Source organism: Ruegeria sp. YTSC192 (genome assembly GCF_059609705.1).
Genome location: NZ_JBXWMG010000004.1, coordinates 150,645 through 171,473, shown reverse-complemented (window position 1 = coordinate 171,473; position 20,829 = coordinate 150,645). Strand labels below are relative to the sequence as shown.

At 59.3% G+C, this 20,829-nt stretch carries 21 protein-coding genes; 13 read left to right on the top strand and 8 right to left on the bottom strand.

All coding sequences use genetic code 11. The annotated features are described in order from the left end of the window. Nucleotides 1-24 precede the first annotated feature (24 nt). Nucleotides 25-489, bottom strand: coding sequence for a transposase (locus AC2FD8_RS07920; protein WP_496855131.1), 465 nt, complete (start codon nt 487-489; stop codon nt 25-27). Nucleotides 490-655: 166 nt separating this feature from the next. Between AC2FD8_RS07920 and AC2FD8_RS07915 the strand changes: the two genes are divergently transcribed. The 9 genes from AC2FD8_RS07915 (at nt 656) to AC2FD8_RS07875 (ending at nt 7,878) form a co-directional block, all read left to right on the top strand. Then, nucleotides 656-1,336 (top strand): Crp/Fnr family transcriptional regulator, encoded by a 681-nt coding sequence (locus AC2FD8_RS07915; protein ID WP_496855133.1) that lies wholly within the window; start codon nt 656-658, stop codon nt 1,334-1,336. Nucleotides 1,337-1,474: 138 nt separating this feature from the next. Then, complete coding sequence (napF, locus tag AC2FD8_RS07910) at nt 1,475-1,924, top strand: ferredoxin-type protein NapF (protein WP_496855135.1); 450 nt, start codon at nt 1,475-1,477, stop codon at nt 1,922-1,924. Continuing rightward, complete coding sequence (locus AC2FD8_RS07905) at nt 1,921-2,214, top strand: chaperone NapD (RefSeq protein ID WP_496855137.1); 294 nt, start codon at nt 1,921-1,923, stop codon at nt 2,212-2,214. Before napF ends, AC2FD8_RS07905 begins: the two co-directional genes overlap by 4 nt. Further along, nucleotides 2,211-4,703, top strand: coding sequence for a nitrate reductase catalytic subunit NapA (gene napA / locus AC2FD8_RS07900; RefSeq protein WP_496855139.1), 2,493 nt, complete (start codon nt 2,211-2,213; stop codon nt 4,701-4,703). The genes AC2FD8_RS07905 and napA overlap by 4 nt, the downstream gene beginning before the upstream one ends. Before the next feature lie 18 nt (nt 4,704-4,721). Further along, nucleotides 4,722-5,528, top strand: coding sequence for a ferredoxin-type protein NapG (gene napG, locus AC2FD8_RS07895; protein ID WP_496855141.1), 807 nt, complete (start codon nt 4,722-4,724; stop codon nt 5,526-5,528). Beyond that, nucleotides 5,525-6,424, top strand: coding sequence for a quinol dehydrogenase ferredoxin subunit NapH (gene napH / locus AC2FD8_RS07890; protein WP_496855143.1), 900 nt, complete (start codon nt 5,525-5,527; stop codon nt 6,422-6,424). Before napG ends, napH begins: the two co-directional genes overlap by 4 nt. Nucleotides 6,425-6,446: 22 nt before the next feature. Next, a complete protein-coding gene (locus tag AC2FD8_RS07885) occupies nt 6,447-6,884 on the top strand; it encodes a nitrate reductase cytochrome c-type subunit (RefSeq protein ID WP_496855144.1) in 438 nt (145 codons plus the stop codon). 29 nt (nt 6,885-6,913) lie between these two features. Beyond that, nucleotides 6,914-7,609 carry a NapC/NirT family cytochrome c gene (locus AC2FD8_RS07880; RefSeq protein WP_496855145.1) on the top strand — a complete coding sequence of 232 codons (696 nt, stop codon included), beginning with the start codon at nt 6,914-6,916 and terminating at the stop codon, nt 7,607-7,609. Between the two features lie 11 nt (nt 7,610-7,620). Further along, nucleotides 7,621-7,878 (top strand): hypothetical protein, encoded by a 258-nt coding sequence (locus AC2FD8_RS07875; protein ID WP_496855147.1) that lies wholly within the window; start codon nt 7,621-7,623, stop codon nt 7,876-7,878. A 123-nt stretch (nt 7,879-8,001) separates the two neighbouring features. Here AC2FD8_RS07875 and AC2FD8_RS07870 read toward each other — a convergent pair whose 3' ends face one another. Then, the gene (locus AC2FD8_RS07870; protein ID WP_496855149.1) at nt 8,002-8,220 is read right to left on the bottom strand and encodes a hypothetical protein; all 219 of its coding nucleotides are present in this window, start codon (nt 8,218-8,220) and stop codon (nt 8,002-8,004) included. An 80-nt stretch (nt 8,221-8,300) separates the two neighbouring features. Here AC2FD8_RS07870 and AC2FD8_RS07865 point away from each other — a divergent pair, with 80 nt between their 5' ends. Beyond that, on the top strand, nt 8,301-8,966 hold the full coding sequence (locus tag AC2FD8_RS07865) for a hypothetical protein (RefSeq protein WP_496855150.1): 666 nt from the start codon (nt 8,301-8,303) through the stop codon (nt 8,964-8,966). A gap of 1 nt (nt 8,967) precedes the next feature. Here AC2FD8_RS07865 and AC2FD8_RS07860 read toward each other — a convergent pair. Then, a protein-coding gene (locus tag AC2FD8_RS07860) for an IS630 family transposase (RefSeq protein WP_496855152.1) occupies nt 8,968-9,926 on the bottom strand; the annotation gives its coding sequence in 2 pieces (ribosomal slippage) (nt 8,968-9,582 and nt 9,585-9,926; 957 coding nt in all). 91 nt (nt 9,927-10,017) lie between these two features. Further along, nucleotides 10,018-12,300, bottom strand: a complete 2,283-nt coding sequence (locus AC2FD8_RS07855; RefSeq protein ID WP_496855154.1) for an adenosylcobalamin-dependent ribonucleoside-diphosphate reductase — start codon at nt 12,298-12,300, stop codon at nt 10,018-10,020. Between the two features lie 129 nt (nt 12,301-12,429). Here AC2FD8_RS07855 and AC2FD8_RS07850 point away from each other — a divergent pair, with 129 nt between their 5' ends. Beyond that, nucleotides 12,430-12,861, top strand: a complete 432-nt coding sequence (locus AC2FD8_RS07850; RefSeq protein ID WP_496855156.1) for a DUF1489 family protein — start codon at nt 12,430-12,432, stop codon at nt 12,859-12,861. Here AC2FD8_RS07850 and hisG read toward each other — a convergent pair whose 3' ends face one another. Genes hisG through hisS form a run of 3 tightly spaced genes read right to left on the bottom strand, consistent with a single transcriptional unit; the run spans nt 12,862 to nt 16,127 of the window. After that, nucleotides 12,862-13,551 carry an ATP phosphoribosyltransferase gene (gene hisG, locus AC2FD8_RS07845; protein ID WP_496855158.1) on the bottom strand — a complete coding sequence of 230 codons (690 nt, stop codon included), beginning with the start codon at nt 13,549-13,551 and terminating at the stop codon, nt 12,862-12,864. It lies immediately after the preceding gene. Then, nucleotides 13,548-14,636 carry an ATP phosphoribosyltransferase regulatory subunit gene (locus AC2FD8_RS07840; protein WP_496855159.1) on the bottom strand — a complete coding sequence of 363 codons (1,089 nt, stop codon included), beginning with the start codon at nt 14,634-14,636 and terminating at the stop codon, nt 13,548-13,550. Before AC2FD8_RS07840 ends, hisG begins: the two co-directional genes overlap by 4 nt. Nucleotides 14,637-14,639: 3 nt before the next feature. After that, the gene (gene hisS / locus AC2FD8_RS07835) at nt 14,640-16,127 is read right to left on the bottom strand and encodes a histidine--tRNA ligase (protein WP_496855161.1); all 1,488 of its coding nucleotides are present in this window, start codon (nt 16,125-16,127) and stop codon (nt 14,640-14,642) included. 137 nt (nt 16,128-16,264) lie between these two features. On the opposite strand from hisS, the gene AC2FD8_RS07830 reads away from it, so the two are divergent. After that, nucleotides 16,265-16,459, top strand: coding sequence for a SlyX family protein (locus tag AC2FD8_RS07830; protein ID WP_496855163.1), 195 nt, complete (start codon nt 16,265-16,267; stop codon nt 16,457-16,459). A 59-nt stretch (nt 16,460-16,518) separates the two neighbouring features. After that, nucleotides 16,519-17,157 carry an imm11 family protein gene (locus AC2FD8_RS07825; protein WP_496855165.1) on the top strand — a complete coding sequence of 213 codons (639 nt, stop codon included), beginning with the start codon at nt 16,519-16,521 and terminating at the stop codon, nt 17,155-17,157. A 28-nt stretch (nt 17,158-17,185) separates the two neighbouring features. On the opposite strand, the gene dnaE is transcribed toward AC2FD8_RS07825, so the two are convergent. Continuing rightward, nucleotides 17,186-20,740: a DNA polymerase III subunit alpha gene (dnaE, locus tag AC2FD8_RS07820; RefSeq protein WP_496855167.1), complete on the bottom strand. Its 3,555-nt coding sequence runs from the start codon at nt 20,738-20,740 to the stop codon at nt 17,186-17,188. Nucleotides 20,741-20,829: the final 89 nt, after the last annotated feature.

The following is a 20,829-nucleotide window of genomic DNA, read 5'->3' as shown; positions in this document are numbered from 1 at the left end:
CAACGATGAAAGCACGCTTCGCGTTCATGTCTTCGCTGCCCTTGAGGCGACAAAAACGGAGGCTTTCTCCAGGATCTCGTTTTCCAATTTCAAGCGCTTGTTCTCTTTGCGCAAACGATCCAACTCCGCGGCATCCGCCTGTTGCCTGCGCATCGCGGCCATCGATCCTGCCGCTTCAATCTCCAACCGCCACGTCTTCAACTGCGAGCTTGTGACACCCAGTTCCTTGGCCACGCCGGTTTGTGTAGCACCAGGCTCATAAAGCCGACCAACAGCTGCGGCTTTGAACTCACTGTGAACGTTCGTCTCGATTGTCCCATTCCATGCTCCTCTCCTGGACAGAGGTAAATTACCCCGATGTCCGGGAACAGGGACGAAGTTCAGGCGAGCAACCGACCATGCGCACCTGCGGCTATTGCTGACGCAGCAATAGCTCGAAGCTGCATCATCCAGGTTGCGGGTGGTGGCGAAGACTGCGGGACCGGTCAATCGCGAAGAATGAAATGGTGCGATCCAAATCTTCGCCGCGGCGAATACAGACTAGCAAAATACGGACCGTGCCCAATTCCAACATTGAGGATATTGTGTCATTGGAAGTTATTGTTTGTTGTGGACACTTCGCGGTGATTCCAACTGACTTCACAGAGAGAAACCTATGATTACTAAAGTTGATATGGAGATCGCCCAGTCGACGCTTTTCTTTGGCTCTCTTCCAAAGGCAATTCGGAACAGCGTTTTTGCTCAGGGTCGCGTGTTGGAGGTTCCGGCAAGAGAGACGCTGTTTCGGCAGGGGGAGCATGCAACGACCGTATATGCGATCCTATCTGGCCTTGTGTCACTTTCGAGCATTGGCAAAGACGGGAAAGAGACGGTGGTGGAGGTATTTCACGGCGGGGATAGCTTTGCCGAGGCGTTGGTCTTTGGCTCACATTCTTATCCGGTATCGGCGGCCACGCTGGTCGACAGCCGGGTCCTTGCAGTGCCCAACGAGGTAGTTCGCAAGGCGATTGGCGCCGATCCAGAGGCATTCGGCGCGGTCCTGAGTGCAACTTACATGCACATGCACCGGCTGATCCGGCAGATTGAACAGCTGAAGTCGAATTCTGGCGCAGAGAGGATCGCCCAATATATCCTGGCCCGTGCGCCCCAAGGTGCGTCGGTCCAAACCATCGAGATTCCTTATGAAAAGCAAGTCCTTGCCTCCCTTCTGGGGATGGAGCCCGAAACCCTTTCGCGCGCCTTTCGAAAGCTGAACAAGCATGGCGTTTCGATCAAGGGGCGGCAGATCCGTTTGCATGATATTGAGGCGCTCAAAAACTTCTCAATGCTTTCCTAGTCAGTCTTGACTTCCGTCAAGGACGGGCATCGCCTGGCTGGCTAGGCTCAGGTCAGCACGGGGGGCAATGTTTTGACAGCAGATCAGGTATTCAGATCGCAAAAACGGCAGGTCGGCTGGCAGAGGCGTAACGAAGGGATGGTGCGGCCACCGTGGACGGATGAGTCTCGGGTTCGGGAAAAATGTACATCTTGCGGCGATTGTATTTCGGCCTGCCCGGAGACGGTCCTGACGCATGGACCCGCACGAACGCCAGTCATCGACTTCTCGGGCAATTTTTGCACCTTCTGCGGCGATTGCGCGGACGCCTGCGAAGAGGACGTTTTTGCGCAGTTGGACAGCCTGCCCTGGACGCTGACCGCATCGCTCGGCGCTGCCTGCCTGCTGAACGCGGGCGTTTCCTGCCGCAGTTGCACCGATGCCTGCGATACGCGTGCGCTGCGCTATTATCTGCGCGCCGGGCCGGTAGGCGCGATCCATATCGACCCTGACGCCTGCAGCGGATGCGGGGCCTGTGTGAGCATATGCCCCACAGGCGCGATCACCATGACATATGGCTCCGGGCAGCGCATGGAGGCGGCGGGATGAATATCTGCGGATGCCTTGTTCATATCGCGCAGGAGCGCACCGAGACGGCCAAGGCCGCTATGCTGAACACCGACGGTGTAGAGGTTCACGCCGCTGCCGACGACGGCCGATTTGTTGTGGTGGTTGAAGATACGCCTGCAAGAATGGCGTCCGAGATCATCATGGACCTGCACCAGATCCCCGGGGTGATCTCTCTCACCCTGACCTATCACCATTTCGAAGACCTTGCGGAGACTCGTCCGCGCGCCAATGCCCTTAGCCAAGATATCAGCCGGAGGACCAGCCCATGACCATTTCCGAATCCCGCCGTACGTTCTTGAAAGCAACTGCCGCGACTGCGACCGCATCCGCCGCTGGTATTCCGCTGGCTGCCGGCACGGCCAACGCCCAGGCCGCGACGCCGGATATCCGCTGGGACAAAGCGCCGTGCCGGTTCTGCGGTACGGGCTGTTCGGTTCTGGTGGGCACCAAGGAAGGCCGGGTCGTGGCCACCCAGGGCGATCCTGAGGCATCGGTGAACCGCGGGCTAAACTGCATCAAGGGCTATTTCCTGTCCAAGATCATGTATGGGCAGGACCGGCTGACCACGCCGCTGCTGCGCAAGACCAACGGCACCTATGACAAGAACGGAGAGTTTGAGCCCGTATCCTGGGACGAGGCCTTTGACGTCATGGCGCAGAAGTGGAAAGAAGCGCTGGCCAAAAAGGGCCCGACCAGCGTGGGCATGTTCGGATCCGGCCAGTGGACGGTTTGGGAAGGCTATGCCGCGGCCAAGCTGATGAAGGCCGGGTTCCGCACCAACAACATCGATCCCAATGCGCGGCATTGCATGGCGTCTGCCGTGGTGGGGTTCATCCGCAGCTTTGGCATTGATGAACCGATGGGCTGTTACGACGATCTGGAGCACGCCGATACCTTTGTGCTTTGGGGGTCGAACATGGCGGAAATGCACCCGATCCTGTGGTCGCGCCTGACCGATACGCGCCTGACCAAACCGGGGACCGAGGTGCATGTGCTGTCGACCTTTGAACACCGCTCGTTTGAGCTGGCCGACAATGGCATGATCTTTGCGCCGCAGACCGACCTGGCGATCCTGAACTATATCGCCAATTACATCATCCAGAATGGCGCGGTGAACGAAGAGTTTGTTCGCAAGCACGTCAACATCACCAAGACCGCAACCGATATCGGCTATGGTCTGCGCGATACCCATGAACTGCAAGAGGCCGCAGAGAACCCCAATTCGGGCAAGCTGGAGCCGATGAGCTTTGATGAATATGCCGCTGCGGTCGCGCCATATACGCTGGAATACGTGTCGGAACTGTCTGGCGTCCCGGCAGAGCAACTGGAGCGGCTGGCCCAGCAATACGCCGACCCCAACCGCAAGGTCATGAGCCTTTGGACCATGGGGTTCAACCAGCACACGCGCGGATCATGGGTCAATTCGCTGATGTATAATGTGCACTTGTTGGTGGGCAAGATTTCCGAACCGGGCAATTCGCCGTTTTCGTTGACGGGGCAGCCCTCGGCCTGCGGTACAGCACGCGAGGTTGGCACATTTGCCCACCGTCTGCCTGCCGACATGGTGGTGATGAACGACAAGCACCGCGAGATTTGCGAAACCGCCTGGAATATCCCGGCGGGCACCATTCCGCCCAAGCCCGGTTTCCACGCCGTGCTGCAGAACCGCAAGCTGAAGGATGGCGATCTGAATGCCTATTGGGTGCAGTGCAACAACAACATGCAAGCCGCGCCCAATATCAACGAAGAAGGCTATCCCGGCTATCGCAACCCGGAAAACTTTATCACCGTGTCAGACCCCTATCCCACGGTAACCACCATGTCGGCCGACCTGATCCTACCCACCGCGATGTGGGTGGAAAAGGAAGGTGCCTATGGCAACGCCGAACGCCGGACCCAGTTCTGGCGCCAACAGGTGGACGCACCCGGCGAGGCCAAGTCGGACCTTTGGCAAGTGATGGAGTTTTCCAAGCGCTTCACAGTGGAAGAGTCCTGGGGCGAGGAGCTAATTGCCAAGAAACCTGAACTGGCGGGCAAGACGCTTTATGACGTGCTTTTTACCAATGGCGTGGTCGACAGGTTCCCGCTTTCGGAAACCGCCCAGGGTTTTGCCAATGACGAATCCGAACATTTCGGGTTCTACGTGCAAAAGGGTCTGTTCGAGGAATATGCCGAATTTGGCCGCGGCCACGCGCATGATCTGGCGCCCTTCGACACGTATCACCAGGCACGCGGCCTGCGCTGGCCGGTCGTGGACGGCAATGAAACGCTGTATCGGTTCCGCGAAGGCTATGATCCATACGTGCCCGAAGGGTCCGAGGTGAATTTCTACGGCAAGAAGGACGGCAAGGCGAATATCATCTTCGCCCCTTACGAGGTTGCTGCCGAAGTGCCGGATGAAGAATACGATCTCTGGTTCTGCACCGGTCGGGTGCTGGAGCATTGGCATTCCGGGTCGATGACCCGCCGGGTCCCCGAACTGCACCGGGCCTATACCGCAGCGGTGGTCTATATGCACCCCGAAGATGCCAAGGACCGTGGGTTGCGCCGGGGGCAAGAGATCATCGTCTCTACCCGTCGGGGCGAGGTCGCCAGCCGGGTTGAAACCCGCGGCCGCAACAAGATGCCGCGCGGGCTGGTGTTCATGCCCTGGTTTGACGAGGGCCAGCTGACCAACAAGCTGACGCTCGATGCCACCTGTCCATTGTCCAAGGAAACCGATTTCAAGAAATGCGCCTGCAAGATCGAGCGGGCATAGTTCGGCGAGGGTGAAGGCATGGCCACCGCTAGCAAACCCCTGTCCCCACAACGACGCCGATTCCTGACGGATACGGCACGGATGGCGGGTGGCTGCGTCGCGGCCGGATCGCTGCTGACCTATCTGGCCCGCGACGCCCGTGCCCTGCCGGCCGAGGCGCTGCGCCCGCCTGGCGCGCTGCCCGAAGTGGACTTTCTAGCCGCCTGCATCCGCTGCGGGCTGTGCGTGCGCGATTGCCCTTATGATACGCTAAAACTGGCGGAACTGGGCGTGGATGGGGCGGCCACCGGCACGCCCTATTTTAGCGCGCGCGAAACACCGTGCGAAATGTGCGATGACATCCCTTGCGTGGCCGCCTGTCCGACGGGTGCGCTGGACAAGGGGCTGGACAATATCGACGATGCGCAGATGGGCACCGCCGTGCTGGTTGATCAGGAAAACTGTCTGAACTTCCTCGGCCTGCGCTGCGATGTCTGCTATCGCGTTTGCCCGGTCATCGACGACGCGATCACGCTGGAATTGTCGCACAACGAACGCTCTGGCCACCACGCGATATTTGCGCCGACCGTGCATGCCGATCATTGCACGGGCTGCGGGGTCTGCGAAAAGGCCTGCGTGCTGCCCGAGGCGGCGATCAAGGTGCTGCCCGCGCGGCTGGCCCGTGGCGCGTCGGCTGAACACTATCGCAAGGGGTGGGAGGAAAACACGCCGCTTGTGGATGAGTTGATCGATCTCCCCGATCGCCTGCCGGGGCCGGGGACCGATAACCTCGTTACACCCGGCGGATTTGAGCCAGCCTTCAAACTGCCGGAGGCCCGACCATGAGCGCGCGCACCCATGATCCGGTGGGCCAAGAGGCCATCGCGGTCAAAGGCTGGATCGGCGCGCATCGCTATCTGCTGCTGCGCCGTGCCAGCCAGCTGTTTTTCCTGCTGCTGTTCCTGCTGGGCCCTTGGTTCGGCATCTGGATCGTGCAGGGCACGTTGGCCGGGTCGCTGACGCTGGGTGTTTTGCCGCTGACCGACCCGTTCATCCTGTTGCAAGGCTTGGTCGCTGGGCATTGGCCTGCGCTGACCGCCGTGATCGGCGGGGGGACCGTGCTGGTGACCTATGCGCTGATCGGGGGGCGGGTTTATTGTTCCTGGGTCTGTCCGATCAACCCGGTGACCGATGCCGCAAACTGGCTGCATCGTTGGCTGTATCTGCCCAAGGGTTGGCAACCCAAGCGCAGCACGCGGCTGTGGATTATGGCCACTGTGCTGATCGTTTCGGCCCTGACCGGCACCATCGCATGGGAACTGATCAACCCGATCACCATGCTGCATCGCGGGCTGGTCTTTGGCATGGGATTCGTCTGGGCCATGATCGCCGCGATCTTTCTGTTTGATCTATTCGTGTCGCGCCACGGCTGGTGCGGCCATGTCTGCCCGGTGGGCGCCTTCTATGGCCTGATTGGCCGGAAAAGCCTGCTGCGCGTCAGCGCTGCCAACCGCGCGGCCTGTGACGATTGCATGGATTGCTACGCGGTCTGCCCGGAAAACCAGGTGATTTCCCCTGTGCTGAAGGGAAAGACAGGCACCAGCCCGCTGATCCTGTCGCCCGATTGCTCCAATTGCGGCCGCTGCATCGATGTTTGTGCGGTTGACGTTTTCAACTTTACCCATCGGTTCGACAACCGATTGGCCGAACCACCTGCCGCGCCGGACCCGCGCGCCGCCTGACCAAAGAAAGGGAGAGCCAGACATGAACAAGCCAACCATATGGGGCCTATCCGCCCTGATCCCGGCAGCGCTGGCCTGTGGGATCGCTGTCGCACAATCGGCGCAGGTCACTACCCTGCGCGGCGCCGAAGTTGATGAGCCGGTCGCGGTCGATCAGATCCACCGCAATATCGAAGGCCGCATGCAGCGCAACTATCGCCAGCAACCGCCGCTGATCCCGCATTCGATCGACCAGTACCAGATCGACACCCGCACCAATCAATGCCTGTCCTGCCACGACTGGACCAAGGCCGGTGAGCGCAATGCGCCGACCCTGTCGATGACGCATTATCTGGACCGTGACGGCAACGAACTCGATCACATCGCGGGAACCCGGTATTTCTGCAACCAATGCCACGTGCCGCAGGCCGATGCGCCCGCGCTGGTCGAGAATGTCTTTCAGCCGTCCTCGGGCCGCTGAGCCGCACCTGAACAGAAGGAGAGACCAAGATGGCAAACCCCCCCGACAATCGCGGTCGTATCCGCCGGCTCTGGGACTGGTTCTGGGGCCCGACCGCGATGCTGAGCGTCGGTTTCACCCTGATCGCCGGATTCCTTGCCGGGATTATTTTCTGGGGCGGGTTCCACTGGGCCCTGGAAGCAACGAATACCGAAGAATTCTGCGTCTCCTGCCACACGATGGAGACGAACCTCGGCGAATACCGCGAAACCATCCACTACAACAACCATTCCGGCGTCCGGGCGATTTGTTCGGACTGCCACGTGCCGCACGAATGGAACCATAAACTCAAAGCGAAAATCATGGCGGTCAAGGATGTCTACCACGAGGTGATGGGCACCATCAGCACACCGGAAAAATACGAAGCACACCGGTTACAGATGGCGTCGGCGGTATGGACCAAAATGAAGGCTTCGGACAGCCGCGAATGCCGCAACTGCCACAATTTCGAGTATATGGATTTCACCCTGCAAGAGACCCGCGCCGCATCTGAACACCAGCGCGCCATCGACACCGGCATGACCTGTATCGACTGCCACCAAGGCATCGCGCATGAGCTGCCGCCGGGATATCTGGACGAGTACCAAAAAGTGCTTGAAGTGCTGAACATGCCCGCCCCGCCCCGCCAACAGGCAGTCGCGGATCAGCAAGCCATTCAGTTCTATTTGCGCAACCGATCGGAATAAAGGGGGATCTGATGCTGGAACTACTTGGAACAATTGGCGGAAATGCCCTGAGTCTCCCTGGTGTCCTGGGCGTTGCACTGGGCATGATGACCCGCCGCCTCTGGCTTGCCGCAATTATGGGCGGGGTGGTAGGGGTGGTAGAAACCCTCCTCTTCGCCAGCTGGAACTTTGCCCATGTTGAGATGCTTGAACTGACAGTCGCAGTGATCGTCGGTGTGCTGGCAGGCTGCGTCGGCTGCGCCATTCGATTGAAGGGTGCAACAGTTTAGGCATAACGCTGGCACGACAAGCGCTTTTGGGGAGCTACACAGCTTTGCAAGGCTCGCCCCAGTGTGCAGGTTCTTGATTGGGACAGATACCGAACTCCGCCTATGCCAATTCAATAGGTTACGTTACTGGCTGGAACCGCGACCGAGGCAACTCCAAGGTGCAGTGCTGATTTTGCAGGTGTAACAAACATCGGCTTCCAATTTCGGATAACTTCTAGGACGCGTTGAATTTGGGAGCAGTTCACATGCACCAAAAGAACGGCCTGCTCCGATAACATAGCGCATGAAGCCTCCACCAAAGACATTGGTATAGACGGACAAGAGCGTGGTGAAATGTGTCATTAACATCTCCAAGTAAAGAAAGGATGTGCACAACGACCTGACGCGCATGGATTGCAGATGCTCTCTGAATTCGAAAACCGATGGGCATTTTGAGCTTTCGGCGAGGATTCTTCAGTTTCGACATGGCCTGGCCATTGACCGGCAAGCCAATTCGAACTTCGCTTATGCATGTGATGTCAGATTTAGCGCTCTTCGATGTTTTCCTGCGTGGCAGCGCCGTTGGTGTTCTCTATCTCTGTGCTTTGATCTTTCTGACAAACGGACCCCGAACCCGAAAAAGTCTGGCCGTGGTGCTGCTTTGCCTGAGCCTTGGCCCTTACGTGATCGTCTCCTCTCCGAGCATCAATCTGAGCGAGGGGCCAATCCAGTTTGTTCTTGTGATGATTTCGGGCGTGATCCCGGTTCTGATCTATTGGGCCGCAATTGAGCTGTTTCAGGATGATGTTATCATTCATCCTTGGCAGATGGCTGTCGCGGTGCTGATCGTTGGGACAAGCTGGTTGACCCAGTTGCAGTTTCCGCTGGGTGTGGTTCGTGGCGCATGCGTGTTGATCTTCTTTTTGCACATGCTGAATATCGTTGTGTCAGGGGAAGGCGCAGATCTTCCACAAAACAACCTGGTTTTGTTAAAATTGCCACGGCCTCAAAAGCAGTGGCAAAGTTTTGATGGTCAAAGTTTCAGTTTGAGCTGGTTAAATTGCAGACCGATGCTGGTTTCCACAATTGGTGTTTTAGAGCGTTTCTAATTTAACCTGAGGCATATCCGGCAGCTTTGAAGTAGTTCCAGCATTCGATTGGATCATAGAGTTCACAGATTTCGCCGATTGCGTTGAATACTGACGTGAACGAGCGCGCGCCTTTGCGCCGCAGATGGGCTTTCAGCTTTGAGAAAGCTTGTTCTATGGGGTTCAGGTCTGGCGAATATGGCGGCAAGTACAGAAACCAGCAGCCATGCGCGTTGAGCGCAGCTGCAGCCTCCTTGTTACGGTGCGTTGCCAGGTTATCCAGCACCACGGCAGTTCCAGGAGCAATCTCCGGGACCAGAACCTCGCGGACATATGCGGCAAAGGCAGGACCATTCATCGCCCCTTTGATCACCCAGGGAGCGATCAGGGCATCAACGGTCAAGCCCGTGATCAGGGTTTGAGTGCCCCAACTGCCGAACGGTGCATCCGCTTTCAGGCGTTTTCCGCGCGGGGCCCAGCCGCGCAGCCGGGTGAGGTTGGTCTTGACCGCTGTTTCATCAAGAAAGACAACGCGTTCCGGCATCCGTGCGATAGCTGGCAGGCGATGTGCGAACCAATCCCCGCGCTGCCGCCTTACCTTGGCGCGGCGGCGTTCGGTGGCCTCCAGCGACTTTTTTTGTGCGTGAAGCCAAGGCGTTTCAACAGATGACCAATGGCAGAGTGCTGGACCTGCAATCCGGTGGCATCGGCCAGGGCATCGCGTAGTTCAAACAAGGTGATGTCGGGATCCTGAGTTATCAGTTCCGTGACAAAGGCTTCATGAGGCGCAAGTTTGCCGGTACCGAGCGGGCGGCCTTGAGGGGCCGGATCGACCCGGCCGGTTTGGTGAACTTGCCGCGCCCAGCGTGCACCCGTCGCAGGCGACAGCGTCAGACGCAACGCCGCTGCGCGCCCGCTCAATCCTTCTTCAATCAATCTCTGAAACCGCATCCGAAGCGCCGACGGCAAAGGTGCTGACATGATCCATCCTCCCAAACAGGATGAATCACAATCAGCCGCCAAAGGGAATCCCTAACGATTCAGGTTTTTCTAGAAACGCTTTAGCTCATGGCTAACTACATTTGGAATAACCGCAGCTTCTACACGTCATGCAACCTTCGATCATCACCATGTCATACTGCCCACAGGACGGGCATGCCTTGCCCCGTGGAGCGTCCATATTGACGACCTGCGCCTGAGGATCAGACTTCAGCCCCATCCCCTCACCCTCAAGGAAGCCTATATTTACCATATGCTGCTCAATCACGCCGCCAATTGCTGCCAGGATCGAGGGGATATACTTGCCCTTCACCCAGGCACCGCCGCGCGGGTCGAACACGGCCTTAAGCTCTTCGACCACGAAGGATACATCCCCACCTCGCCGGAATACGGCTGAGATCATGCGTGTCAGCGCCAGCGTCCAGGCGTAATGCTCCATGTTCTTCGAGTTGATGAACACCTCGAACGGGCGACGGCGACCTCCGATGACAATATCATTGATCGTCAGATAGATCGCATGCTCACTGTCGGGCCATTTTAACTTGTAGGTCGACCCCTCTAGCGACTGCGGGCGGTCCAGCGGTTCGGACATGTAAACGACATCGCCGCCATCAACTTCATGCGGGGCGGCGGCGCTTTCGCCCGGCGCTGTGTCGGCGCTTTCTGATACGGTCAGGACCGAGCCGGTCACATCATTGGGGCGATAGGTGGTGCAGCCTTTGCAGCCCTGATCCCAGGCCTGCATGTAGACATCCTTGAAGGCATCAAAACTGATATCTTCGGGGCAGTTGATCGTTTTCGAAATCGAACTGTCGATCCATTTCTGCGCCGCGGCCTGCATCTTGACGTGATCAGACGGAGAAAGTGTCTGCGCATTCACGAAAAACTCAGGTAGGTTCTTGTCGCCGAACTTGTCGCGCCACATCTGGACGGCATAGTCCACCACCTCTTCCTCGGTGCGCGAGCCATCCTTTTGCAACACTTTGCGCGTGTAGGCATAGGCAAAAACCGGCTCGATCCCCGACGAAACGTTCCCGGCATAGAGAGAGATCGTCCCTGTCGGCGCAATCGATGTCAGTAACGCGTTGCGGATCCCGTGCGAGCGGATTTCATCGCGCACATCGTCATCCATCTGCTGCATCGTGCCGCTGGACAGGAATTTCTCGGCATCGAACAAGGGGAACGCCCCCTTCTCCTTCGCCAATTGCACCGACGCCAGATACGCGGCGCGGGCGATTGCGTGCAACCAGCGCTCGGTCTGACGCGCCGCCTCGTCCGAGCCATAGCGCAGGCCCAACATCAAAAGCGCATCCGCGAGACCTGTCACACCCAGCCCGATGCGGCGCTTGGCCTGCGCCTCGGCCTCTTGTTCGGGCAGAGGGAACTTCGACGCGTCCACCACATTGTCCATCATCCGCACAGCGGTGGCGACCAGCTCTTTCAAAGCGTCCTCGTCCAGATGCGCGGCGTCGTCGAACGGCTCAGCCACCAACCGAGCCAGATTGATCGAACCCAACAGGCATGCGCCGTAGGGCGGCAGAGGTTGCTCGCCACAGGGGTTGGTCGCGGCAATCGTCTCGACATAGCTCAGGTTGTTGGCCGCGTTGATGCGGTCGATGAAGATCACGCCCGGCTCGGCATAATCATAGGTCGCCTGCATGATCTTGTTCCACAGGTCCCGCGCCTGAACGGTGTGATAAACCTTGCCGTCGAACACCAGTTCCCACGGGCCGTCGGCCTTGACCGCCTCCATGAACGGATCGGTCACCAGCACCGACATGTTGAACATGCGCAAGCGTGCCGGGTCGGATTTGGCCGTGATGAACTGTTCGATATCCGGGTGATCGCAGCGCATCGTCGCCATCATCGCGCCCCTGCGCGAGCCTGCGGACATGATCGTGCGGCACATTGCGTCCCAAACATCCATGAAGCTCAGCGGGCCAGAAGCATCTGCAGCGACCCCTTTCACATCCGCCCCACGCGGACGGATGGTTGAGAAATCATAGCCGATCCCACCACCCTGCTGCATGGTCAACGCAGCCTCTTTCAGCATGTCGAAGATACCGCCCATGCTGTCGGGCACGGTGCCCATGACGAAGCAGTTGAACAGGGTCACCTGCCGTGCGGTGCCCGCGCCTGCGGTGATGCGTCCGGCGGGCAGGTATTTGAAATCCTCCAGCGCGGCGTAGAACTTTTCTTCCCAATGCGCCGGGTCTTTTTCCACCCGCGCCAGATCACGGGCGATGCGTCGCCAACTGTCCTCGACCGTTTGATCGATGGGCGTGCCATCCGCCTGTTTGAAGCGGTATTTCATGTCCCAGATCTGCTCGGCGATGGGGGCGGCAAAGCGGCTCATTGGTGATTCCCTATGCTGAAAGAGGCATCCAGACTAGCCCAGATCACAACTAAACCACAACACCTTGATGACAAGCGCCTGAAGGCTACAATATAAGGATCATCCTTGGGACGACTCTGTGGGAAAGCTGTGGATAAGTACGTGAACCTCATAAAGCTGTCAGTTGGCTCGGAAAGCGTCGAGACGCTGATGGCGTGGCAGGACAGCCGCAAGCCGCTTTACGCGGATGGCTGCCCGCGCCATGTGACGCGCATGTGGCCCAAGCGCGAGGCCGAGATTCTGAACGGCGGGTCGATCTATTGGGTGATCAAAGGCGTGATCCAATGCCGCCAGCGCATCCTGCGCCTAGATGAGGTACGTGGCGAAGACGGTATCCGCCGCTGCGCCATCGTTCTCGACCCCGAAGTGCATCGCACCCAGAACGCCCTGAAGCGCCCCTTTCAGGGCTGGCGCTACCTCAAGCCCGAGGACACCCCTGCCGATCTGCCCAAAACGCGCGCGCAAGACGATGCCCTTCCCGACGATCTGAACCGCGCCCTGGCTGAAATCGGCATATTGTAGTCAGCGCAGGCGATCCAGAAGCGCGGACAGAACCGCCTTGTCGCCCGCCTCGTAACTCGCAACACGGCTGCGCCACAGGGTCGCCTGCGACTGCAGGATCAGACCGTCCGAAAGGATCTTCAGGTGATTGGCCCGCAGGGTTTCACCGGTCGAGGTGATATCGGCTATGGCTTCGGCGGTTTCGTTCATCACGGTGCCTTCGGTCGCGCCCTGACTGTCGACCAGAGCATAGTCGGCCACCCCGGCATCGGTCAGAAACTCACGCACCAAACGGTGGTATTTTGTAGCGATCCGCAGCCGGTGACCGTGTGTTCTGCGGAAAGCGGCGGCGGCTGCATCCAGATCGTCCAGCGTATCCACATCGACCCAGCAGGCCGGCGCGGCGATAATCAGATCCGCCTTGCCGAAGCCTAGCGCGGCGATTTCTTCAACCTGTTGCTCCCAGCGCGGCAGCTTCTCCTGCACAAGGTCAACGCCCGTTACACCCAGATGGATACGGCCCGCGGCCAGCTCACGCGGGATTTCGCCCGCCGACAGCAGGATCAGCGAGACGCCGTCGATCCCCTCGACCTTGCCCGCATATTCCCGGTCCGATCCACTGCGCGACAGGGTAATGCCGCGCTTTTCGAACCATGCAAAGGTCTTGTCCATCAACCGGCCCTTCGAAGGCACACCCAGTTTCAGGCTCATTGCGCGTCCTCCTCGATCTCGAGCATCAGGTCCGGGCGAATGACGCCGCCCACCGCTGGTATCTCGGACCCGTCGCCCAACTGCCGGGTCAGCGCATCATAGCGCCCGCCAGTGGCGATCGGAGCTAGATCCGGGCGACCTTCGGCGTAAAAGCCAAAGACAAACCCGTCGTAATACTCCATCGAAGTCCGCCCGTAGGAGGCTTCGAAATCCAACCGTTCGACATCCACACCCCGTGCCTGCATCGCTGCGATCCGGGCTTCAAGCCGATCAAGCGCTTGCGTGATCTGCGGCAGGTCGACCGCAACGTCGCGCAACTGTTCCAAGGCAAACGGCATGGTCTCACGCACATTCAACAGCGTCTCCAACCCGGCCAGTTCGTTGTCTGAGATGGGCGGTGTGTCGCGATCTTCGCGCAGGGCTTCGATCCGCGCCTCGATCTCGGACGCACGGCGCTTGCCGATCATCGGAATGTCGTTGTCCAGAGGGTCTGCGACATTCAGCAGATCGTCGCGCCCTTCGGGGCCGGGTTTGCGACCTGCAAACCGGTCCAGAAGAATACGGAACCGGCGGGGGCGCCACAGGTGCCGCATCAGGGCGGTCTTGCGACGCTCGGTTGTGCGAAGGCCCTCGACGGCGGCGGTCAGAATTCCGATATCCCCGGTCGCGGCCCGTAAAGGCAGACCCCTTAACTGCAACGCAAACAGCGAGAACACCTCGGCGTCCGCGCCTGATGGGTCGTCGCGGTCAAAGACCTCATAGCCCACCTGGATGTATTCATTCGAGCGGTCTGGGTCATGCTCCTGACGGCGAAAAACCTCTCCGGAATAGGTGTAGCGCGCAGGCTCAGCCCCGTCTGACATATGCATCTGTACAACGGGCAGAGTGAAATCGGGCCGTAACATCTGCTCGCCCCGCAGGGCGTCCGAGGTGACATAGGCACGCGCGCGGATGTCTTCGCCATAGAGGTCCAGCAAAGTCTCGGCCGGTTGCAACAGAGGCGTATCGACCACCTGCGCGCCTGCCGCCTCGAACCGGACGCGCATCATCGCGGCGCGGGCCTGTATCTGGGAACGGTTGGCCATGGCTCAGTCCTGACTGTTCAGAATTTCACGCACCTTGGCGACCAGATCACCGCGTGGCACTTCGAACTGGCTGGGGCGTTCCTTCCATTCCTCAAGCGTGGCGCTTTCGGCGATTTTGGCACCAAGGATCAGATCTTTGATCTGAACGATCCCGCCCGCCTTTTCGTCACCGCCTTCGATCACGGCGATGGGAGAGTTCCGCTTGTCCGCATATTTCAGCTGATTGCCAAAGTTCTTGGGATTGCCCAGATAAACCTCGGCCCGGATACCCGCGTTGCGCAGCTCGGCCACCATCGCCTGATAGTCAGCCATACGGTCGCGATCCATCACGGTGACAACAACAGGACCTGTCGCCTGCGCGCTAAGCCGACCCTTTTCGCGCAGAGCGGCCAGCAGACGGTCAACACCGATGGAAACACCGGTCGCAGGCACTTCCTGCCCCGTGAAGCGTTTGACCAGATCATCGTAACGCCCGCCGCCCGAGACCGACCCGAACTGCCGCTTGCGGCCTTTTTCGTCAAAAATCTCAAAGGTCAGTTCGGCTTCATAGACCGGGCCGGTGTAGTAGCCGAGACCACGTACAACCGACGGATCAATCTCGATCCGATCCGAACCGTATCCGCCCGCATCCAGCAATGCGCCGATCTGTTCCAGCTCAGCAATGCCGTCTGCACCTATCTTGCTGTCGCCCACGGCCGCACGCAGGTTCGCCAGCGTTCCGGCGGTATCCGCAGCTTTGGAGGTCAGGAAGGCAATCACAGGCCCGGCCTGATCGTCGCTCAGACCCACACCATCGATAAACGCGCCCGAGGCATCCAGACGGCCCTTGGTCAGCAGCTCACGCACACCGGCCTCACCCACCTTGTCGAACTTGTCGATGGTGCGCAGGACGTTGTCGCGGGCGCTGGCGTCTTCGCCCAGCCCCATCGCCTCAAGCACACCGTTCAGAACCTTGCGGTTGTTCACGCGCACCAGATAGTCGCCGCGCGGAATTCCCACGGTCTCCAGCGTGTCCGACAGCATCGCGCAGATCTCGGCATCCGCCGCCATCGAGGCGGTGCCGACCGTATCCGCATCGCACTGATAAAACTGACGATAGCGCCCCGGCCCCGGCTTTTCGTTCCGCCACACAGGCCCCATCGCATAGCGGCGATAGGGCGTCGGCAGATCGTTGCGGTGCTGCGCATAGACGCGGGCCAAAGGTGCGGTCAGATCATAGCGCAAGGCCATCCAATCGCCATTGCCGCCTTCGTCAAATTCCTGCCATGCGAAGACGCCTTCGTTCGGGCGGTCCACGTCGGGCAGGAACTTGCCCAGCGCCTCGACGGTCTCGACTGCGCTGCTTTCCAAGGCGTCAAACCCGTACCGATGATACACGCCTGCAATCGTCCGCAGCATCTCGGTGCGCTGCGTGACTTCCTCGCCGAAATAGTCACGGAACCCTTTCGGCGTTGCGGCCTTGGGGCGGGGCTGTTTCTTGGGCTTGGCCATCGGGGGCGTCCTTCACAGGTCATGTTCCGCGCGCGGTCTATCCCATGGCCCGCATCGGGGCAAGGCGCGCTTTCGCTGGTCTTGGCTGTGCAGGCCCGCTATGACCGTCCCTGAACGAGACCCCACAGGACATCACCATGCAGCATCTGGAAGAACAGATCGCCCATCTGACCCGTACACTCGAAGAGCTGAACACCGTCGTCACAAGCCAGCAATCCGAGATCGACCGCCTGACCCGCCGCGTCGAAATGCTGCTGCAACGCGAGGCCGAACGGGCGCAGGAAGGCTCGGGCGGGGTTGTATTCGGAGACGAACGCCCGCCGCACTATTGAGAGGGTCCGGGATGGAGAGCCAAGGCATGGATGTCCCCTGCGTGTGGATTGCCACGACGATGAACGACATCAATATTAAACCTGTGCTGCGCAAAGAGTTCGGTGACAGATGGAAAGCCAGACGGTCTGCGGAAGATATCGAATGGTCCAACCGGATGGTTCAAGAGTCAGGTCGTGGCTGGAAACGTGGGGAACCCCTGACCAAAGAGCAGGTCGGGGATGTCTGGTTCTACAATTCCAAGGCTGAATACCATATTGATCCTTTTATCAATGGCGGTGGCTATCCGCTTGTCTCAGAAACCACCAAATCCGTTCTGGAGCAGTTCGATCTGGGGCATACAGTGTTTCACCCGTTGAAGCTGTTGGACCCGACAGAAACAGTGCCGACAACGCCCGAGCCTTACTATCTTCTCAACGTGTGTAACAAACGATCCATGGGAAACTATGAGGCTCTGGGTCCAGAAGGGGAGCTTCATGTGCCACTCAACTGTCGAGGGGGCGGAGTTCTATATCTCCCTAATATTGGCCGGGAAAAGGAGTTGGTGGTTGTTCCCGAAGCCCTGAACGGCCCGGACATCTGGCTTGACCCCAAAGTCCCTAGAATCTTCTTCCTCTCAGATGCTCTCGCTTCCGGCCTGAAAGCCGCCGGAGTGGATAAAGGCTGGGGGCTGGTCCGTGCATCCGTCGGCACGCTCTAGCATTGCCCTGTGCTCCCTGAGCCTGTGATCAGACCTCTTCCACGGACAGAACGCCGTCCAGTGACTTGATCGCGCCTTTGATCTGTGGGTTGATCGGGAAGTTCTGACCCAGATCCATCTCGACATCGCCCGGCAAGCCGGGATCCATCAGGCACAACTGGATCGGCCCCTTGGCGGCCCCCTTTGCAGCACTGGTGGCATCTGCCAGCACCGTCGCCACCGTGGGCAGCACCTGTGGCGCATCGACGAAGATACGCAGGCCGGTGGCACCAGCCTCGGCCACAACCGAATCCACCGGACCGACTGAGCGGCCCAGCAATTTCAACTGATCGGCCTCCATTGTGGCTTCGGCGGTCAGAACGACCTGCGCGCCGGTCTCCAGAAAGTCACGACATTTTTCCAGCGTGTCGGAAAACAGCGTGACCTCATACGCGCCCGTCGGGTCCGAGAGCTGCGCAAAGGCAAAGCGATTACCGCGCGCGGATTTCCTTTCCTGCCGGCCCGCAACAACCCCGGCCATCTTGGCGATCAGAGGGCCAGAACGCGCCTTTTCCGTCACCTCATCCAGGGTCAGCACCTGTTTGCGTTTCAGCGCAGGCATATAGTCGTCCAGCGGGTGGCCCGACAGGTAGAAGCCGATGGCCTTGTACTCTTCGCTCAGGCGTTCGGCAGGCAACCAGTCGGGCGTCGGCGACAGGCGCGGTTCGGGCAGGTCATCCCCGGCCTCACCAAACAATGATACCTGGTTCGAGTTCTTCTGTTCATGGATCGCCGCCGAATACTGCACCAGCGGATCGAGGCTTTCGAACACACGGCGGCGATTCTTGTCGAGCTGATCAAACGCCCCGGCCCGTGCCAGCATTTCCAGCGGCCGCTTGCCGACTTTCTTCAGATCGACCCGGCGCGCGAAGTCGAACAGGTTGACGAAGGGCTTGTCGCTCTCTTGATTCTGCGCCCCTCCGGCGTGACCTTGATCCTGCGCGCCTCCGGCGCGACGCCCTTCCACAACAAGGCTCATCGCCTCGACGCCTACGTTTTTCAACGCGCCCAGCGCATAGACCAGATGCCCGTTGTCCACATCAAACGTGGCCTGAGACCGGTTCACACATGGCGGGATGTAAGGCAGTTCCAGCCCTTTGCGGACCTCTTCGAAGTAGACGGCCAACTTGTCGGTCAGGTGAATATCGCAGTTCATGACACCGGCCATGAACTCGACCGGGTGGTTCGCCTTCAGCCAGCCGGTCTGATAGCTGACCACCGCATAGGCCGCCGCGTGGGATTTGTTGAAGCCGTAATTGGCGAACTTGTCCAGCAGGTTCCAGACCTCGGTCGCCTTGGCCTCGTCCACATCGTTTTCGGCGGCACCCTTGAGGAATTTGGGTCGCTCGGCGTCCATCGCCTCTTGAATTTTCTTACCCATCGCGCGGCGCAGCAGGTCGGCGCCGCCAAGGCTGTATCCCGCCATTTCCTGCGCGATCTGCATCACCTGTTCCTGATAAACGATGATGCCTTGCGTCTCGTCCAGAATATGGTCGATGGACGGGTGCAGCGTGTCCCGTTCGCTTAGCTTGTTCTTGACCTCGCAGAACTTTGGGATGTTTTCCATCGGACCGGGACGATACAGCGCGACGAGGGCGATGATGTCTTCGATACAATCCGGCTTCATCCGCTTGAGCGCATCCATCATGCCCGAGGATTCCACCTGGAACACCGCCACGGTTTTGGCCGCCGAATACAGCTTATACGTCGCCTCATCATCCAGCGGGATGGCATTGATCTGGTTCTCGGCGCCGTCAGCCGGTTCGTAAAGCTCGGTCCCGTCGGCCGCGATGTGCAAAGGGCGCCCGGACTTGAAGATCAGGTCCATCGCATTCTGAATCACGGTCAGGGTTTTCAGACCCAGAAAGTCGAACTTCACCAACCCGGCCTGTTCCACCCACTTCATATTGAACTGGGTCGCGGGCATATCGGATCGCGGATCCTGATAAAGAGGCACCAGCGCGTCCAGTGGCCGATCCCCGATCACCACACCCGCCGCATGGGTCGAGGCGTTCCGCAACAACCCTTCGACCTGCTGGCCGTAGTTGAGCAACCGCTCCACAACCTCTTCATTCCGCGCCTCTTCGCGCAGTCGCGGTTCGTCCTTCAGTGCCTTTTCGATCGAGACAGGCTTCACCCCCTCGACGGGGATCATCTTGGACAGCCGATCGACCTGCCCATAAGGCATCTGCAACACCCGCCCGATGTCACGCACGGCAGCTTTCGACAGCAATGCACCAAAGGTGATGATCTGCCCCACCTTGTCGCGCCCGTATTTTTGCTGGACATAACGGATCACCTCTTCCCGGCGATCCATACAGAAGTCGATATCAAAGTCCGGCATCGAAACCCGCTCGGGGTTCAGAAAGCGCTCGAACAGCAAGCTGTAGCGCAAAGGGTCGAGATCGGTGATCGTCAGCGCATAAGCCACCAAAGACCCTGCACCAGACCCTCGCCCTGGGCCTACAGGGATGTCATGATCCTTGGACCATTGGATAAAGTCGGCAACGATCAGGAAGTAGCCGGGGAACCCCATGCCCTCGATGATATCCAGTTCAAAATCCAGACGTTCCTGATATTCCTCGGGTGTCACCGCATGAGGGATCACGGCCAGACGCTTCTGCAGCCCGTCATTTGCAATGCGGCGCAGTTCCGCGACCTCGTCATCAGCAAATTTCGGCAAGATCGGATCACGACGGTAGGCCATGAAGGCGCAACGGCGCGCGATCTCGACTGTGTTCTCAATCGCCTCGGGCAAATCTGCAAACAGAGTCACCATTTCCTGCTGCGACTTGAAATAATGCTGCGCGGTCAGACGGCGGCGACCGGCTTGCTGATCGACATAGGCCCCCTCGGCGATACAGATCAGCGCATCATGCGCCTCATACATATCCGAGGTCGGAAAGTAGACGTCATTGGTGGCGACCAGGGGCAGGTTCTTGGCATAGGCCATCTCGACATGGCCCCGCTCCGTCAGGCGTTCCGCCTCGGGCTGACCGCCCTCACCCGGATGGCGTTGCAGTTCGATGTACAGGCGATCCGGGAACATCCCCGCCAACCGGTCTACCAGAGTGTCAGCCGCCGGGCGCTGACCTTGCTGTAGCAACATCCCGACCGGGCCTTCCGGCCCCCCAGTCAGACAGATCAGACCCTCGGATCGATCCGAAAGCTCCTCCAAAGTAACCTGTGGCAACTGCCCGCCCTTGTCCACGTAAAGGCAAGAGCTCAGCTTCATCAGGTTCTCATACCCAACCTCGGACTGCGCCAGCAGAACCAAGGGCGCAGGTGCCTTCGGCTTTTCACCGGGCTGCGGCTGCACATAGGTCAGATCGACCTGGCACCCCATGATCGGCTGAATACCCGTCCCGCTGGCGGTTACCGAAAACTCCAGCGCCGAGAACATAGAATTGGTGTCAGTCACCGCAACGGCGGGCATCTCTGCCTTCTCACACAGGCCCGGCAGCTTTTTCAGCCGCACAGCGCCTTCCAACAGGGAGTATTCAGTGTGAACGCGAAGGTGAATGAATCGAGGAGTACTGCTCATACCCCGCAAGCTACCCCAGTCAGCAGCGACGAAAAAGCGCGAACCGACTCTGCGGACTGCCAAAAAAATCAGCGGCGATTATTCGGCTT

Coding starts and splice junctions, on each gene's coding strand:
- AC2FD8_RS07915 (WP_496855133.1), top strand. CDS start 656: ATGATTACTAAAGTTGATATGGAGATCGCCCAGTCGACGCTTTTCTTT.
- AC2FD8_RS07905 (WP_496855137.1), top strand. CDS start 1,921: ATGAATATCTGCGGATGCCTTGTTCATATCGCGCAGGAGCGCACCGAG.
- napG (WP_496855141.1), top strand. CDS start 4,722: ATGGCCACCGCTAGCAAACCCCTGTCCCCACAACGACGCCGATTCCTG.
- AC2FD8_RS07880 (WP_496855145.1), top strand. CDS start 6,914: ATGGCAAACCCCCCCGACAATCGCGGTCGTATCCGCCGGCTCTGGGAC.
- AC2FD8_RS07840 (WP_496855159.1), bottom strand. CDS start 14,636: ATGGCCAACCGTTCCCAGATACAGGCCCGCGCCGCGATGATGCGCGTC.
- dnaE (WP_496855167.1), bottom strand. CDS start 20,740: ATGAGCAGTACTCCTCGATTCATTCACCTTCGCGTTCACACTGAATAC.
- AC2FD8_RS07825 (WP_496855165.1), top strand. CDS start 16,519: ATGAACGACATCAATATTAAACCTGTGCTGCGCAAAGAGTTCGGTGAC.
- AC2FD8_RS07885 (WP_496855144.1), top strand. CDS start 6,447: ATGAACAAGCCAACCATATGGGGCCTATCCGCCCTGATCCCGGCAGCG.
- hisG (WP_496855158.1), bottom strand. CDS start 13,551: ATGAGCCTGAAACTGGGTGTGCCTTCGAAGGGCCGGTTGATGGACAAG.
- napF (WP_496855135.1), top strand. CDS start 1,475: ATGGTGCGGCCACCGTGGACGGATGAGTCTCGGGTTCGGGAAAAATGT.
- napH (WP_496855143.1), top strand. CDS start 5,525: ATGAGCGCGCGCACCCATGATCCGGTGGGCCAAGAGGCCATCGCGGTC.
- AC2FD8_RS07875 (WP_496855147.1), top strand. CDS start 7,621: ATGCTGGAACTACTTGGAACAATTGGCGGAAATGCCCTGAGTCTCCCT.
- hisS (WP_496855161.1), bottom strand. CDS start 16,127: ATGGCCAAGCCCAAGAAACAGCCCCGCCCCAAGGCCGCAACGCCGAAA.
- napA (WP_496855139.1), top strand. CDS start 2,211: ATGACCATTTCCGAATCCCGCCGTACGTTCTTGAAAGCAACTGCCGCG.
- AC2FD8_RS07855 (WP_496855154.1), bottom strand. CDS start 12,300: ATGAGCCGCTTTGCCGCCCCCATCGCCGAGCAGATCTGGGACATGAAA.
- AC2FD8_RS07870 (WP_496855149.1), bottom strand. CDS start 8,220: ATGACACATTTCACCACGCTCTTGTCCGTCTATACCAATGTCTTTGGT.
- AC2FD8_RS07865 (WP_496855150.1), top strand. CDS start 8,301: ATGGGCATTTTGAGCTTTCGGCGAGGATTCTTCAGTTTCGACATGGCC.
- AC2FD8_RS07830 (WP_496855163.1), top strand. CDS start 16,265: ATGCAGCATCTGGAAGAACAGATCGCCCATCTGACCCGTACACTCGAA.